Below are 14,009 nucleotides of genomic sequence, written 5' to 3'. Positions count from 1 at the left end.
TTTAGGGTCTCCACAAACCCTTTTTAAGGAGGTATTCTGTTTTTGTAAATCTCTCACTTACCCGCAAAGCAAAGCTTGGACCATCAGCAAAGCTGAAGGTTTAATTTATTAATTAACAAGGCCCCTGTTGTCCTCCCGGGTGATTCAGAAACCTGTTCAAGAAACAGTTCATTGGAAAATGCCTTGAAAACAGCTTTATCTGACCCTTCAGGGAAAACAAAAGTTGATTATCAATACTTTAATCTGGTATGGAGATGGGAGTTTTGAGTTTTAATTGTGAGATCAATTTGAAATGCCGGAGCAAAAATGAAATCTAAAACGATGAGGCTTGCCCTGATATTGCTGTTCTGTTTTTATCTGACAGGCTGTGGGGACAATGATACACAAAAAAACAGCCAGAAAGAACAACCCGGATCAAAAAAGATTGTCACCCCTGAGGGGAAAAAAGAATATGCAATTTTACCCGGTAATATTAAGTGGATGACAAATGAATCAGATCCGGTTTTTTCATCTGAAAAGGCAGTCAAAGGCGGAATTCTTCATTCTGCTGTCACAAGCTTTCCCATGACGTTCAGGGTGGTCGGACCGGATTCAAACGGCTCGTTTCGAAGCGCTATTTTAGACAACCAACTATCATTGATCAATATTCATCCCAATACAGACCATATTATTCCTGAACTTGCTACGCACTGGGCCTTTGGGGATGATAAGAAAACCATGTACTTCAAGCTGGATAAAAATGCCAGATGGTCGGACGGCAAACCGGTTACGGCATGGGACTATGCCTATACCCTTGAATTTATGCGCTCTGAGTATATCATTGCTCCCTGGTATAACGATTACTATACAAAAGAAATAGAAGCGGTCATGGTCTATGATGACTATACCATTGGGGTAAAAAGTACAAAAGCCGTACCGGATCTTTACTTGAAACTGGGAATATCACCCACACCAAAACACTATTTTGGTGCGCTTGATGAAACATTTGTTCAAAAATATAATTGGGAGATTGTTCCCAATACAGGAGCCTATCAGATCAGTGAATTTAAAAAAGGAAAATTTATTAAATTCAAAAGAAAAAAAGACTGGTGGGCTAAAGACAAGACATATCTGAAAAACCGGTTCAATGTTGATACTGTTGTGTTTGATGTCATCCGGGATGTTAACCTTCAATGGGAATATTTTAAAAAAGGTAAACTCGATGCCTTTGGCCTGACAATGCCCAAATACTGGCATGAAAAATCAAACATTTCTTTGTTTCAAAAAGGGTATATCAATAAAATCTGGTTTTTTAATGACCAGGAGAGATCGGCCCAGGGAATGTGGCTTAATCAGGATAAGGAAATATTCAAAGACAGGCGCCTGTGTTATGCATTTGCCCATGCAATGAATATTGAAAAAGTCATCAACAAAGTGTTAAGGGGAGATTATTTCAGACTGGCCCAGGCTTTTTTCGGGTATGGGGAATATACCGATTATGGGATAAAACCAAGAAGTTATGATATTAAAAAAGTAAAAAACTTAATGATGTCTGCCGGCTGGACAAGGGGGAGTGACGGTGTCTGGCAAAAGGAGGAAACAAGATTTTCTGTTAAGGTTACCTATAGCTATGAAGAACATACGCCCAGGCTTGTGGTGCTTAAAGAAGAGGCATTAAAAGCAGGAATTGAACTGCTGCTTGAACGCCTTGATTCCACTGCAATGTTTAAAAAATTTTTGGAAAAAAAGCATGATGTTGCATGGATGGGATGGAGTACAAACATAAGACCCTCTTATTGGCAGGGGTGGCATTCTGACAATGCCCATAAACCCCAGACCAATAATATTACCAACACGGATGATCCCGAACTGGACGAGCTGATTGATAAATACAGGGCAAGCCTGAATGAAGAAGAAAGAATAGAGCTGTCCATAAAAATACAGGCTGCCATCCATGAAACCGGCGCTTTTGTACCCACGTTTATGGTTCCCTATGTCAGATTGGGATACTGGAGATGGCTTGAGCTTCCCGATTTCCATGGAACCAAACGATCTGACAGCCTGTTTGATCCTTTCTCAACGACAACAGGGGGGCTTTTCTGGATTAATGCCGAAAAAAAGGAAAAAACCCTCACTGCCATGAAAAAAGACAGGGTCTTTCAACCGGTTGTCATTGTGAATAAACGGTTCAAGGTGGAGTAAGCCATTATGGATAAGCCGATTATTTTAGATGTCAGGGATCTTGTAATTGAATTTCATACTGAACAGGGTGTAGTACGGGCAGTTGAGCAGGTGGATTTTCAACTTAAAAAAGGCAAAATCCTTGGCATTGCAGGAGAGTCTGGATGCGGCAAAAGTGTTACGGCTCTCAGTATCATGAGACTTTTACCAAAACCGATTTCACGGATTGTTCAGGGCAAGGCAATATTTAACGATCAAAATATTTTTGACCTGCCGGTAAGTGACATACATCATATCCGAGGTAAAAAAATTTCCATGATTTTTCAAGAGCCCATGACAGCCTTGAACCCGGTCCATGGGATCGGCAAGCAGATGATTGAAATTTATAAACTTCATTTTTCTGAGTTGTCTTTTGGTGAAATGACAACAGCCGCTGTCACAATGCTGGAAAAAGTGGGCATACCTGATCCTGACAAGGTGATGAGAAAATATCCCCACCAGCTTTCCGGTGGTATGAGGCAACGGGTAATGATCGCCATGTCACTGGCATGTGAACCTGATATTCTTATAGCAGATGAACCCACCACAGCATTGGATGTAACCGTCCAGGCCCAGATTCTGGATTTGATTAAATCCCTTCAGAGAGAATCAGAAATGTCTGTGATTTTGATTACCCATGATTTAGGAGTTATTGCAGAAAATTGTGACGATGTTGTTATTATGTATGCGGGAAGGATTGCTGAAAGGGCTGAGGTTACGACACTCTTTAAACATCCAAAGCATCCGTATACCAAAGGATTGTTAACATCAATTCCTTCACTTGCCAAAGAACCCAAAACCATTCTTCCGACAATTAAGGGCAATGTCCCGTCGTTATTGGATATGCCGGAAGGCTGCAGGTTTGCAAGCCGGTGTCCATTGGTTGAGGATATCTGCCGAGAAACAGTCCCGCTGGAGCGAAATGTGGGACGAAATCATACAGCAGCATGCCATTTGGTGAATATATGAATTCATAAAAAAAAGAGCATATTTAAAATAATCCTTGATTTTTCAAATCAAAGTCAATAATACTCAACAAAGCCTCTTGGATAAAGGCTTGCAGTTTCGTTCTAAAGGGAAGACCCATCTGTTAAAGTGGCAAGACCTTAAGTTTGAAACTATATTATTTATTTTAAGTAAGGAGAAAGTCACAATGGCAAATGGGATTGTAAAATGGTTTAACGATTCAAAAGGATACGGCTTTATCGAGCAGGAAGATGGACCGGATGTATTTGTTCATCATTCAGGTATCAATGGGAATGGCTTTAAATCACTTAATGAAGGCGATAAAGTCACTTTTGATGTAGAAGACGGCCAGAAAGGGCCGGCAGCAGTTAACGTAACTGTTCAATAAAATCTTCAAGGGGTTTTCTTAAAATACGGATAGAAAACCCTTTTTTTTTGTGTTTCAAAGCGCCAGACAGATATAATCGGGATATAATCGGACAGATACAATAAATCAAAATCTATCCATGGAAAAAGGCGCAAGATCGATTTGTGCATTGCCGTTGCATATCATATCGCAGACGGCTTTCCCTGTGCCCGTAGCCATGGTTATCCCAAGCATTCCATGCCCGGTAGCGATAAACAGGTTGTTCTGGAAAGGAGACCTGTCAATAATGGGCAAATCATCATAGGTCATTGGGCGAAGTCCGCTCCATTCCTCAATTATAGGATGCCCCTCAGAAGGGCTTAAATATTGTTTTGCACCTGAGATAAGCCTTGCGATCCGTTTTTTATTTAACGCATCAGAAAACCCTGAAAATTCCATGGTACCGCCAAGTCTATAACCTGTTTTCCAGGGAGTAGCCACTATATTTTTTTCATAAAGATAACAGGGAATATCACAGGATTGACCCGGCCTTTCCATGGTAATGCTGTACCCTTTACCCGGCTGAACAGGTATCTTCAGATTCAGCTGCTTTTCCATATCAGGTGCCCAGGCTCCGGTGGCAAGGATGAAGGAGTCAGCCTTAAATTGACCTTTTATGGTGTTTACGGATTTTATTTTTCCATGAGTGATATGAAAGCCCGTCAGTTTACACTTTTCTTCAACAATCAGGCCTTTTTTGATCAACAGATTTTTCCAGGCATCCACCAGCATATCAGGCCTGAGATGCCAGATGAATTTATGATACCAGGCACCGGCCACATCTTCATGGATGGCCGGCTCTAATTTTCGGGCTTCATCTCTGTCAAGCGGGGTGGCACCAAACCCATATTTTTCAAGGAAGGCATTCGTGGTGTTATACCCTTTAAAATGCTTTTTGTTCTTAAATAAAATCAGGGTTCCTTTTTTTTCAAAATCGCAATCAAGGGTATATCGGGAAAAAAGCGTATCAAAAAGCGAAAGAGAATATCTTAAGATTTCATTTTTAGCTGCCGCACCAGCATTCATATGTGTCTGGGTGCAATGGCCTGCAAACTTCAACAGCCAAAGGATCAGGTTTGTGTCCAGGCGGGGTTTGATATAAAGAGAAGAGGTCCCCCGTATTGTTTTGTAAATTTCATGGCGCACCGCACCCGGTTCGCACAGGGGAATGACGTCGGAAAAATATAAAAGACCACAATTTCCATGGGATGCCCCTGAACCGATAACCTCCTGTTCAATAATTCTTACGGACATATTCTTTTCTATAAGATAATGAGCACAGGCAAGACCGATAATTCCACCGCCAACAATAATCACATCATTACTTGATTTCATTATACCTATCCTTTAAGGTCAGTTGAAAATAATGCAACCGCTACATTAGAATTGTTTTAACTAATTTTCAATTTAATTAATGATATATTTATTTTATTTTGTATATCATGATATATAAGCCATAAAAATTTTTAGTTTAATAAGGATGATATGGCAATTCTTGAAGTAAAAAATCTTAAAAAATATTTTCCTGTGACCGGCGGCGTATTTTTAAGACGTACAGGCTGGGTATATGCACTTGATGATGTCTCTTTTATGCTGAATAAAGGCAAAACCCTTGGTGTTGTGGGAGAATCAGGATGCGGCAAAACAACCCTGGCCAGATGTCTCATGGGACTCTATAATCCATCGGAAGGGGAAGTCATTATAAAAGGTCGGATTGTTTCCAAACTCACTTCACAGCAGAAAAAAGAACTTGCGTTAAATTTGCAAATAATTTTTCAGGATCCGTTTGAATCATTGGATCCCAGACAGACCGTCAAACAGATACTAGAAGAAAAATACATCATCCATGGCAAAAATAGCGGGAATCTGGATTCAACCGTCAATCGATTGATTGAACGTGTCGGTCTCTTACCGGATATGCTGTCTAAATTTCCCCATGAGTTTTCAGGCGGCCAGCGCCAGAGAATCGGTATCGCAAGAGCCATCAGCCTGGAACCGGAAATCATTATTTGTGATGAGCCGGTTTCAGCATTGGATGTTTCCGTTCAATCCAAAATTTTAAACCTTTTACTCGAACTCCAGCAGACAATGGGGCTGACATATGTTTTTATCTCCCATGATTTATCTGTTGTAAAGCATGTCGCAGACAGAATTGCTGTCATGTATCTGGGTAAAATTGTTGAAATAGCGGACGCAAATGATATCTACAATAATGGGCAACATCCTTATACCAATGCTCTTTTATCTTCTATCCCCGTACCAGACCCGGAATCTGGCCGAACCGGTATTGTCTTGAAAGGAGAGGTGCCTTCTGTGGAGAATCCTCCTGTTGGGTGCAACTTCAATACCCGATGTGAGTATGTCCAGAATATTTGTCGCAAAAAAGAGCCTGAACTGCTTAAAACCGCAGACGATCCAAACCATTTAACAGCATGTCATCTTTTCCATCCGCCAATCAAATGAAGATGAAGATGAAAAATTACCTGGCCACCGCCTTTTTCAACATTGAATAACAACTTATATCCGGATTCATTCACACCCTGCTCTTTTGCCATGTCTTTGGCAAGCATGAAAAGGCCTGAAATAATTGAGCCCTCTTCTTTTTGTAAGTCATTAATACTTCTGATATGCTTTTTGGGAACCAGCAGCACATGAACCGGAGCTGCAGGATTGATATCTCTGAAAACAACAAAATCATCATCTTCATATAAAAACTCGGTCGGGAGTTCCCGGTTAACAATTCTACAAAACAGGCAGTCGCTGGACATTAAAACTCCTTTAAACAATTATAATTTATCGATTTCTTCCATCAATTTTTCCATGGCAATACTTGCCTTTTCCTCAAGAAAAACATCAGTAACAGACCTTGTATATTCAGACACATAAGGATTTATTTCAATAATTTTGGCCCCATTTGATTTTGCTGCTGATGGAATTGTGTTTGCTGGTGCCACTGTCCCTGTGGTTCCGATCAAAATAAAACAGTCTGCCTTTCTTGTCTCATTAAATGAATTTGTCTTTGCAGGTTCGGGAATGGCTTCTCCGAAAAAAATCACGTCTGGTTTTAAAATCCCGTCACACTTTTTACACACAGGGGGAAGAACATTCAGGTCAATCTCTAAAATCTCGTATTTTGCCCTACAGTTCAGACAGATAAGATTTTTTAAGGACCCGTGAAATTCATGGACAATTTTACTGCCCGCATCTTTATGCAGGTTATCCACATTCTGGGTAATCACCGAACTTAACATATTGTTGGCCTCAAGTTCTGCCAGACCATAGTGGGCTGCATTGGGTCTGACTTTTCCAAACAGATCATAAAAAATTTCCCGGATCACCTCCCAGGACTGCTTTGTATGACTGTAAAAATATTGGATGTCAAACGTCTGGGGATCATATTTATTCCAAAGGCCATTTTCCCCTCGAAACGGCGGGATGCCGCTTTCCACGGAAATCCCTGCGCCTGTAAACGCAACACACCGTTTGGATGATTTAATAATCTTTGCTGCCTGGGTATACATAAAAAAGATCTCTCCTGAAATATATTCAGACCAAATCCATGATATCAAAGGTATTGGTCCATAATTCTGCAATCAGCAGTTTATTGCGAAGAATATCTCCGCGATCCAGCAAAATTTTCAGGCATTCAGAAGATTGAAGGGCTGCAACAAAAAGCGCGCAATAAGCAATATTGCCGGTCTTTGTCTCGACCCCTTTTGATTGTTTCCGACTTTTTTGCCCATATATCAATTCATATCCCTTATCTCCCGGAAAGATAGTTGTCACCTGACCGGTAACCCCTGCAATGGCGCCGAATACTATGGGGATGGATGCTTTTTGGGCGGTTTTTTGCAACATGAATCTTGTATCTATGGCATCCAGGCAGTCCATAACCACATCCGCATTTTTTATCCGTTCATACAGGTTGGATTCATCCACGTATTCAACCAGATGCTTCACAATGACCTCGGAGTTGATGGCATTTACCCTGTTTTTTGCCGCTTGCGCCTTGGGAATCCCTATCAGATGTTCTTCACTCAAGAGTTGACGGTTTAAATTACTGGATTCAAAAAAATCCCCGTCAATCAGAGTCAAATGGCCGACTCCAACCCTTGCCAGCATCTCACATACGCCTCCGCCAAGGCCGCCTAACCCTATCACAGCGACTTCTGATGCGCCAAGTATCTTTTGTTCCTCAAGGGAAAGCGTATTAAAATTTCTATCATACCGTCCTTCAAATTTTGAGGTTGCCATGGTCTACCCACCTCCAACCGGTGGGAAAAGCCCGACCCTGTCATTATTTTTTAATCGGTAATTACTATCCTGCCGCTTCCCATTGATAAAAATTAATTTCACAAACTCTAAAGGAATACCAACATCCAAAATAAGCTTTTCCACAGTGGTTTCTTCAGGAATTTCAAGACACCCGCTGTCTTTTGGGAGATATTTGGATAATGTTACAAACAGCTTCAAGTCTATCTTTATCATAATTTTAAGTTTACACTTTTTGCTTCTGCTGTTATTAAAATGATACATTATATGCCATAAGTGAATTATTTTGTATATGAATTAAATGAAAAGCTCGGAGACCCATGAAATATAAAAAAAAAGAGCCCCTTGCCGTGCAGCAACTGGCTCAGGACCTGGCTGCCTTTGCCATTGACAGAACAGACCTGAAAGAACTTTTAGCTGCCATACCTGAAAACAGCAATTTAAACCTGACTGCCATAGAATATGAACTTCAAATTTTAAAAATCCTGAGTGTTGGCTGGGCCATTTCCTTTTTCATGCCGGCCACAGATAAAAATAAAGGGCCGTTAACACAGATGTTCTGGGAATTTATCAGAGAAACATCTCAAAACATATCCAATCTTACAGAGACAACAACCGGTCAACACATTGATTATTTTGACATCTTAAAGCAACGGCTGAATACTTACCTGGAAATCATGCAGAACAACCCCGATGAGGCTCAAAATCCAGCCAATATTATGGGGCCGGCCTTTGCCAGTGCCTGTAAGTGTGAGGATGATGCCATTGCTATTTTAAGCGGCACTAAGATGTTTACCCTGACTCTGGGGGCTGTGAAAGAGTATTTAAACACCGTGGAAATTGATGATATTAAACTTAACTGATGCTGTTATAAGAGGGCCTTTCTGTAAAAAATACGATGCTGTTACAATGAATACTGTAATTTTTTTAGCCATGTTCAGCCAAGACTCTTTCCAGTAACCTGTTTATGCTGTTCACATAATCCTTATTCTGACAGGGCTTTGACAGGTGATCAATATTGACATCTTTTTGTTTCAATTCTTTTATGGATTCTAAAAATTCAATATTGCCGGAAATAAACAATATGGGGATTTTTTTATTTGTTTCTCTGATATGATGATACACATCCATGCCATTAATTTTCCCAGGAAGAACATAGTCCAGACTTATCAAATCATATTTGTTTCTTTTAAATAAATCCATTGCAACCTGTCCATCGTTGGCGATATCAACTTTATGGTTACAGGGATCCTGGGATAGTATTTTATACTGTACACCTGATATTGCCGGCTCATCCTCTACAAGAAGAATATATTTATCAAAATGTATTCTTTCTTTTTGAATTTCTGCTTTTTCCTGAGTTGTTAATTCTTTTTTAATGACTGGCAGACTGATGGTGAATTTCGTACCTGAACCAATTTCTGATTTAACTGAAATAGTCCCTTTGTGCTGCTCGATATATTTTTTTACATTGGCCATTCCATAACCGGTTCCCTTAATACCGGTTTTATATGAACCCGCCACATCCCTAGTTCCCTTTAAAGTGAAAGAGGGCTCATAAATATTTTTCAGATGTTTTTTGGGGATTCCACACCCGTTATCTTCAATTTCAAAACAAATATTACCATCAAGACAGTAGGTTCGAGTAATAATTCTGGGTTGTCCAACCATACTTAGGGCATGAATTGAATTTTGCACAAGGTTTATTAAAGCATGTTCTATCATTCCAGGATCAGCAAGCAGCTCTGGCACATTAGCTTTATCGTCCTTCACTAGTACAACGCCTTTCAGATCCTTTTTCATCAAATTCAAAACAAAAGTGATTTTGTCACTGACCTTGAAAAATTTCTGTTTTGGTTCCTGAATTTTAGCAAATGCCACCAGGTTTTTTGTTAAATTTTTTCCTCTCATGGTCTGCTCAAATATTAACTCAAGTGTCTTTTTGACTTCTGCATCCTTACAATCCATTAGTGAGAGCTCAGTATTCCCCATAATAATTGCCAGAACATTATTAAAATCATGGGCCATTTTCCCTGCAACCTGACCAATCAATGCCAGTTTTTCATGTTCGCCTGCAATCTTCTGAGCCTTTATTTTCTCTTTCTGGGCCTTTTTCAATTTGGTGATGTCTGTAGCAATGCTTAACACAAAAATATCTCCCGAATTGCTTCTGACCGCTTGTCCAGTGGTCTGGAACCAATGCTTTTCCCCTTGAAATGGAAGTGAGGCTTCTGTGATCAAGGCTTTTCCGGATTGAATGATCGTCAGATTGTTTGCCATCCTCGCATCTGCTGTTTCCTTTGGAAAAACATCCCAGAGTGTCTTACCGACATAATCTTCCGGTACGCCTCCTAAGTGAGCCGCAGCAGTTTTATTCAACATCAGAAGTTCACCATCAATACCTGTTGAAATAATAGCTTCATGAGCATTTTCTACGAGTATCCTATATCTAAATTCACTTTCCCGCAATGCAGCCTCAGCCCGTTTGCGGTCAATAGCAATGGCAATTTGATCTGCAACTGAAACCATTACTTCCATGTCGGTTTGATCATAAAGATTCGGATCACTATAACTTTGGACCGCCATTACTCCAATTATATCATCTTGAATTTTCAAGGGTACGCCAAGCCAGACTTCCGATGGTGTACATCCAGGCTCCTTTTTTCGGCTTTCAGCTCGCTGCCTGAGTATTTCATCTTTAGTAATCAAAAGAGGCTGACCTGTTTGGATGACTTTGGCTGTTAATGACTCTGTTTTGCTGATTTCGATTGCAGGCGGGTAAGATTCATCCACTGAATCGACACAATAAGGAAAAGTTACTCTGTCTTTGGACTTATCGTAGAGTGAGATGTAAAAATTTCTGGTATCGATGATCGAGTTCAACGCTCCGTGTATTGATTTGTACAGTTTGTCCATGCTGGTGGTGGTGATGATGGCTTTGGAAATTTGAAACAGGGTGGTGCTGATATTTTGAAATCGTTTTTGCCGGGCGAATTCTTTTTCAAATTGACGGACATGATTTTCTAATTCTTTATAGGTTGGTTTCTCAGTCACACGAAATCTCTTTTAATATAAACATGAATTCACTTCTTGTGGGCAGGACACTTTGCCTTCGTCTGCACTCCCAAATCATAAAACACCAGAATGCATTTAATATTCCAAACAAATTTTAATAATAATCAGTATACAACATATTATGATGCAAGCCAAATGAATTTCCCAAAATAAACTTCATTTGGTAACTTTCAGAGAATAAAAGCTGAAATCATGATTTTGCTGCTATAGCTACCCCCGTTGCAATCATCACCCCGCCCGCAGTTCTGTTCATTCGCCTGACAGAACGCGTACTGGAAAAAAACACTCTTGCCCGGTTGGCAAGGTAAGCATAAAACATCAGAACACTTGATAAAACAATTGCAACCGTGGTGGTGGCAATAAAGATATCCACACTGCTCAAGGAAGGCAGGTCCATGAAAGCGGGAAGAAAACCGCAATAAAACAGGATCACTTTTGGATTTGACAGGGTAATAACAAGGCCGCTAAAATAATTGCCATACTTTGTGTCTTTTTTGCCATTAGCCTGTTGGACCGGTACAGGTTTGGAACTCCAGATTTTGACCCCGAGAAAAATCAAGTATGCCCCGCCAATAATCTTAACCACCATAAAAAAATTTCCCATGGCCTGTGAAATGGCCGACAACCCCAGAATAGCAAATACCAGAAAAATAATGTCACCGGTGACAATTCCTGCAATCACCCCAAGGGACGGAACAAAGCCGGATGCAAGAGACCTTGAAATTGTGGCAAACATGCCTGGACCCGGTGTTACACCAAGGACAAATAATGCTATGGCCAGACTGAAAATAGAAAGCAGACTCATCTTAATACCTCATCATTCTTCAATTTAAAAGTTGATTTTACCCTATTATTGTTTATTTTCAAGTTATAATTTTTGAAAATGTTATAATTTTTGAAAATAACCATATTGACTTTACCCAATTGACTTTATTTGGGATACACCTTATAACCCCGGACAATCATGACACACTATAAAATACACGGCACGTTTCTTACACCTGATCTTGCCCTGAAGGCAATGATTTATACCAATGTTATCATGTTTATTATCAGCCTGATTTACAGTGGCAAAAATATGATCCTGACCCTTAATCCGTTTTATGCCTTTACCCCGTCCCTGGATGTATTAAGTTTTCTTGGCGCCTCGGGAAGGCTGCCCATTGTTAAATTTGATGCATGGTGGTCCCTGATTACAGCCAACTGGCTTCACGGCGGGCTTCTCCATATTCTGTTCAACATGATGGCCCTGAAAACTCTTGCCCCTTTAGTGATGAAGGAATTCGGCCTGTTTCGAATGTTCTCCATCTATACCCTGGCAGGTATTGCAGGATTTTTATTGTCCTATATTGGCAATGTTTATCTGACCATTGGTGCTTCATCAGGGCTTTGCGGACTGATCGGAGCGGCTCTTTTTTTCGGAAAATCAAGGGGTGGACAATGGGGGCAGCTGGTATACAAACAGACCTCGGGCTGGGTTGTTACTCTTGCCCTGATCGGTTTTCTCATGCCCAATATTAATAATTGGGGGCACGCCGGCGGATTGTTTGCCGGGATCTTTTTGGGCTGGATATTGGGATATAATGAAAAAAGAAAAGAAACTGCTTTTGATAGATCATTCGCCATTTTCTTTGTTGTTATAACGGTATGGCTTTTGGCAAAATCAGTGATACAGGGCTTTTCTCTTATTTATTCCTGAATCTGAATTTTACACAAATTTTACAAAGCTTTCTTGAAATCAGCCGGTTTCTAAATTATATGAACCCTTATGAAAACCCCTAGAATAAACCATAGGCTAAAAAAGGTGGGTAAAATAGCCGTCGTCGGTGTTGCCGGAGTATTTCCCCGGGCCCTGGATACCCGGCAATTCCTTGACAATATTATCCATAAAAGAGACTCGGTTATCACAGTGCCGGATCATCGATGGATAGGGCCTGTCAACGATTTTATCTCGCATCAGACGCTTCCTGACAAAGCCGTCTCCAACAAAGCCGGCCTCATTGAAAATTTTCATTTTGACCCTGATGATTTTTTTGTAGATAAAGATCTTTTATCAAATCTTGATCCTTTGCATCAACTTGTTCTGCATGCAGGAAGGGATGCTTTTTTACAATGCTCTCATACAAAAAAGGATAAAAAGAGAACCGGTGTTATCCTGGCTGCCATCGCCCTTCCCACTGACACGTCCTCTCTGATTTCCTGGCAGATTCTTTGCGATAATGGTTATAAGGGTCCTGTTCCAAAGGATTTTTCAAGTGCTGGAGTTGTTTCGCTTCCGGCTGCAATTCTTGCAAGGGCCATGGGGTTTGAGGGCGGGAGCTTTACCCTTGATGCTGCCTGTGCATCCTCTTTATATTCCATCAAGCTTGCCTGTGAACACCTTCATTTAAAAAAGGCGGACATCATGGTGGCCGGCGGAGTTTCACGGCCGGATTCACTGTATACCCAGATCGGGTTTACACAGCTGCAGGCTTTGTCTCCCTCGGGCAGATGTTCTCCCTTTGATAAAAATGCCGATGGACTTGTCGTGGGAGAAGGAACCGGCATTGTTGTGTTGAAACGGCTTGAAGATGCCATAAACTCCGGTGATAAGATCCATGCCGTCATCACGGGTGCCGGGGTATCCAATGACATTGAAGGAACCCTTGTGGGACCGGCACAGGAAGGCCAGGTTCGGGCCATGATCCAGGCCTATGAACAGGCATCCTGGTCCCCTTTAGACATCCAGTACATGGAATGCCACGGATCAGGCACTCCTGTGGGGGATCAGGTGGAATTGTCCAGCATACATGCACTGCTGGATGCATTTGACTGTCCGGAGAAACAGCTTTCCATCGGATCTGTCAAATCAATGACCGGCCATCTTCTAACAGCAGCAGGCGCAGCAGGGTTTATAAAAACTATTCTTTCAATGAATGAAGGGGTCTTGCCACCTTCATTGAATTATTCAGCGCCTTCCCCTAAAAGCATTCTAAATAAGAGTCATATCAAGGTTCAAACCGAGGTTGAAGACTGGAACCCTGAATCCCTCCATTCAACAAGAAAGGCCGGGATCAGCGCTTTTGGGTTTGGCGGAATCAACGCCCATCTT

At 41.0% G+C, this 14,009-nt stretch carries 14 protein-coding genes; 7 read left to right on the top strand and 7 right to left on the bottom strand.

Annotated features, from left to right (window positions below):
* Window positions 1-306: 306 nt before the first annotated feature.
* From HGJ91_RS12290 to HGJ91_RS12280, 3 genes are all read left to right on the top strand, one after another.
* Window positions 307-2,181 (top strand): extracellular solute-binding protein, encoded by a 1,875-nt coding sequence (locus HGJ91_RS12290; protein ID WP_291348058.1) that lies wholly within the window; start codon window positions 307-309, stop codon window positions 2,179-2,181.
* Between the two features lie 6 nt (window positions 2,182-2,187).
* A complete protein-coding gene (locus HGJ91_RS12285) occupies window positions 2,188-3,168 on the top strand; it encodes an ABC transporter ATP-binding protein (RefSeq protein ID WP_291348056.1) in 981 nt (326 codons plus the stop codon).
* A 184-nt stretch (window positions 3,169-3,352) separates the two neighbouring features.
* The gene (locus HGJ91_RS12280; protein WP_291348055.1) at window positions 3,353-3,553 is read left to right on the top strand and encodes a cold-shock protein; all 201 of its coding nucleotides are present in this window, start codon (window positions 3,353-3,355) and stop codon (window positions 3,551-3,553) included.
* 105 nt (window positions 3,554-3,658) lie between these two features.
* Here the strand turns inward: HGJ91_RS12280 and HGJ91_RS12275 are convergent, their stop codons facing one another.
* Window positions 3,659-4,906 carry an FAD-binding oxidoreductase gene (locus tag HGJ91_RS12275; RefSeq protein ID WP_291348054.1) on the bottom strand — a complete coding sequence of 416 codons (1,248 nt, stop codon included), beginning with the start codon at window positions 4,904-4,906 and terminating at the stop codon, window positions 3,659-3,661.
* Window positions 4,907-5,056: 150 nt separating this feature from the next.
* Here HGJ91_RS12275 and HGJ91_RS12270 point away from each other — a divergent pair, with 150 nt between their 5' ends.
* Window positions 5,057-6,034, top strand: coding sequence for an ABC transporter ATP-binding protein (locus tag HGJ91_RS12270; RefSeq protein WP_291348053.1), 978 nt, complete (start codon window positions 5,057-5,059; stop codon window positions 6,032-6,034).
* Here HGJ91_RS12270 and HGJ91_RS12265 read toward each other — a convergent pair.
* The 4 genes from HGJ91_RS12265 to HGJ91_RS12250 are packed head-to-tail and all read right to left on the bottom strand — an operon-like array spanning window position 6,007 to window position 8,059.
* Entirely contained in the window at window positions 6,007-6,339 is a 333-nt protein-coding gene (locus HGJ91_RS12265; RefSeq protein ID WP_291348052.1) for a histidine triad nucleotide-binding protein, read from the bottom strand. The genes HGJ91_RS12270 and HGJ91_RS12265 overlap by 28 nt on opposite strands.
* A gap of 18 nt (window positions 6,340-6,357) precedes the next feature.
* Window positions 6,358-7,092: an NAD-dependent deacylase gene (locus HGJ91_RS12260; protein ID WP_291348051.1), complete on the bottom strand. Its 735-nt coding sequence runs from the start codon at window positions 7,090-7,092 to the stop codon at window positions 6,358-6,360.
* Between the two features lie 25 nt (window positions 7,093-7,117).
* Window positions 7,118-7,825, bottom strand: a complete 708-nt coding sequence (locus HGJ91_RS12255; RefSeq protein ID WP_291348050.1) for a HesA/MoeB/ThiF family protein — start codon at window positions 7,823-7,825, stop codon at window positions 7,118-7,120.
* Window positions 7,826-7,828: 3 nt separating this feature from the next.
* Window positions 7,829-8,059: a MoaD/ThiS family protein gene (locus tag HGJ91_RS12250; protein WP_291348049.1), complete on the bottom strand. Its 231-nt coding sequence runs from the start codon at window positions 8,057-8,059 to the stop codon at window positions 7,829-7,831.
* Window positions 8,060-8,163: 104 nt separating this feature from the next.
* Here HGJ91_RS12250 and HGJ91_RS12245 point away from each other — a divergent pair, with 104 nt between their 5' ends.
* Complete coding sequence (locus tag HGJ91_RS12245) at window positions 8,164-8,706, top strand: hypothetical protein (RefSeq protein ID WP_291348048.1); 543 nt, start codon at window positions 8,164-8,166, stop codon at window positions 8,704-8,706.
* Window positions 8,707-8,770: 64 nt separating this feature from the next.
* On the opposite strand, the gene HGJ91_RS12240 is transcribed toward HGJ91_RS12245, so the two are convergent.
* A complete protein-coding gene (locus HGJ91_RS12240; RefSeq protein ID WP_291348047.1) occupies window positions 8,771-10,897 on the bottom strand; it encodes an ATP-binding protein in 2,127 nt (708 codons plus the stop codon).
* Between the two features lie 211 nt (window positions 10,898-11,108).
* Window positions 11,109-11,723, bottom strand: a complete 615-nt coding sequence (locus tag HGJ91_RS12235; RefSeq protein ID WP_291348046.1) for a LysE family translocator — start codon at window positions 11,721-11,723, stop codon at window positions 11,109-11,111.
* Window positions 11,724-11,882: 159 nt separating this feature from the next.
* On the opposite strand from HGJ91_RS12235, the gene HGJ91_RS12230 reads away from it, so the two are divergent.
* Both HGJ91_RS12230 and HGJ91_RS12225 read left to right on the top strand, forming a co-directional pair.
* Window positions 11,883-12,617, top strand: coding sequence for a rhomboid family intramembrane serine protease (locus tag HGJ91_RS12230; RefSeq protein WP_291348045.1), 735 nt, complete (start codon window positions 11,883-11,885; stop codon window positions 12,615-12,617).
* A 69-nt stretch (window positions 12,618-12,686) separates the two neighbouring features.
* Window positions 12,687-14,009 (top strand): polyketide synthase (locus tag HGJ91_RS12225; RefSeq protein WP_291348044.1); only part of this gene is annotated, 1,323 nt, incomplete at its 3' end.

The sequence above is a fragment of the Desulfobacula sp. genome, from assembly GCF_014237455.1.
In the GTDB taxonomy this organism is placed as follows: Bacteria; Desulfobacterota; Desulfobacteria; order Desulfobacterales; family Desulfobacteraceae; genus Desulfobacula.
Note: the sequence above shows the minus strand (reverse complement) of the source record. Positions and strands in the feature narration are given on the sequence as shown.

Coding starts and splice junctions, on each gene's coding strand:
- HGJ91_RS12290 (WP_291348058.1), top strand. CDS start 307: ATGAAATCTAAAACGATGAGGCTTGCCCTGATATTGCTGTTCTGTTTT.
- HGJ91_RS12285 (WP_291348056.1), top strand. CDS start 2,188: ATGGATAAGCCGATTATTTTAGATGTCAGGGATCTTGTAATTGAATTT.
- HGJ91_RS12280 (WP_291348055.1), top strand. CDS start 3,353: ATGGCAAATGGGATTGTAAAATGGTTTAACGATTCAAAAGGATACGGC.
- HGJ91_RS12275 (WP_291348054.1), bottom strand. CDS start 4,906: ATGAAATCAAGTAATGATGTGATTATTGTTGGCGGTGGAATTATCGGT.
- HGJ91_RS12270 (WP_291348053.1), top strand. CDS start 5,057: ATGGCAATTCTTGAAGTAAAAAATCTTAAAAAATATTTTCCTGTGACC.
- HGJ91_RS12265 (WP_291348052.1), bottom strand. CDS start 6,339: ATGTCCAGCGACTGCCTGTTTTGTAGAATTGTTAACCGGGAACTCCCG.
- HGJ91_RS12260 (WP_291348051.1), bottom strand. CDS start 7,092: ATGTATACCCAGGCAGCAAAGATTATTAAATCATCCAAACGGTGTGTT.
- HGJ91_RS12255 (WP_291348050.1), bottom strand. CDS start 7,825: ATGGCAACCTCAAAATTTGAAGGACGGTATGATAGAAATTTTAATACG.
- HGJ91_RS12250 (WP_291348049.1), bottom strand. CDS start 8,059: ATGATAAAGATAGACTTGAAGCTGTTTGTAACATTATCCAAATATCTC.
- HGJ91_RS12245 (WP_291348048.1), top strand. CDS start 8,164: ATGAAATATAAAAAAAAAGAGCCCCTTGCCGTGCAGCAACTGGCTCAG.
- HGJ91_RS12235 (WP_291348046.1), bottom strand. CDS start 11,723: ATGAGTCTGCTTTCTATTTTCAGTCTGGCCATAGCATTATTTGTCCTT.
- HGJ91_RS12230 (WP_291348045.1), top strand. CDS start 11,883: ATGACACACTATAAAATACACGGCACGTTTCTTACACCTGATCTTGCC.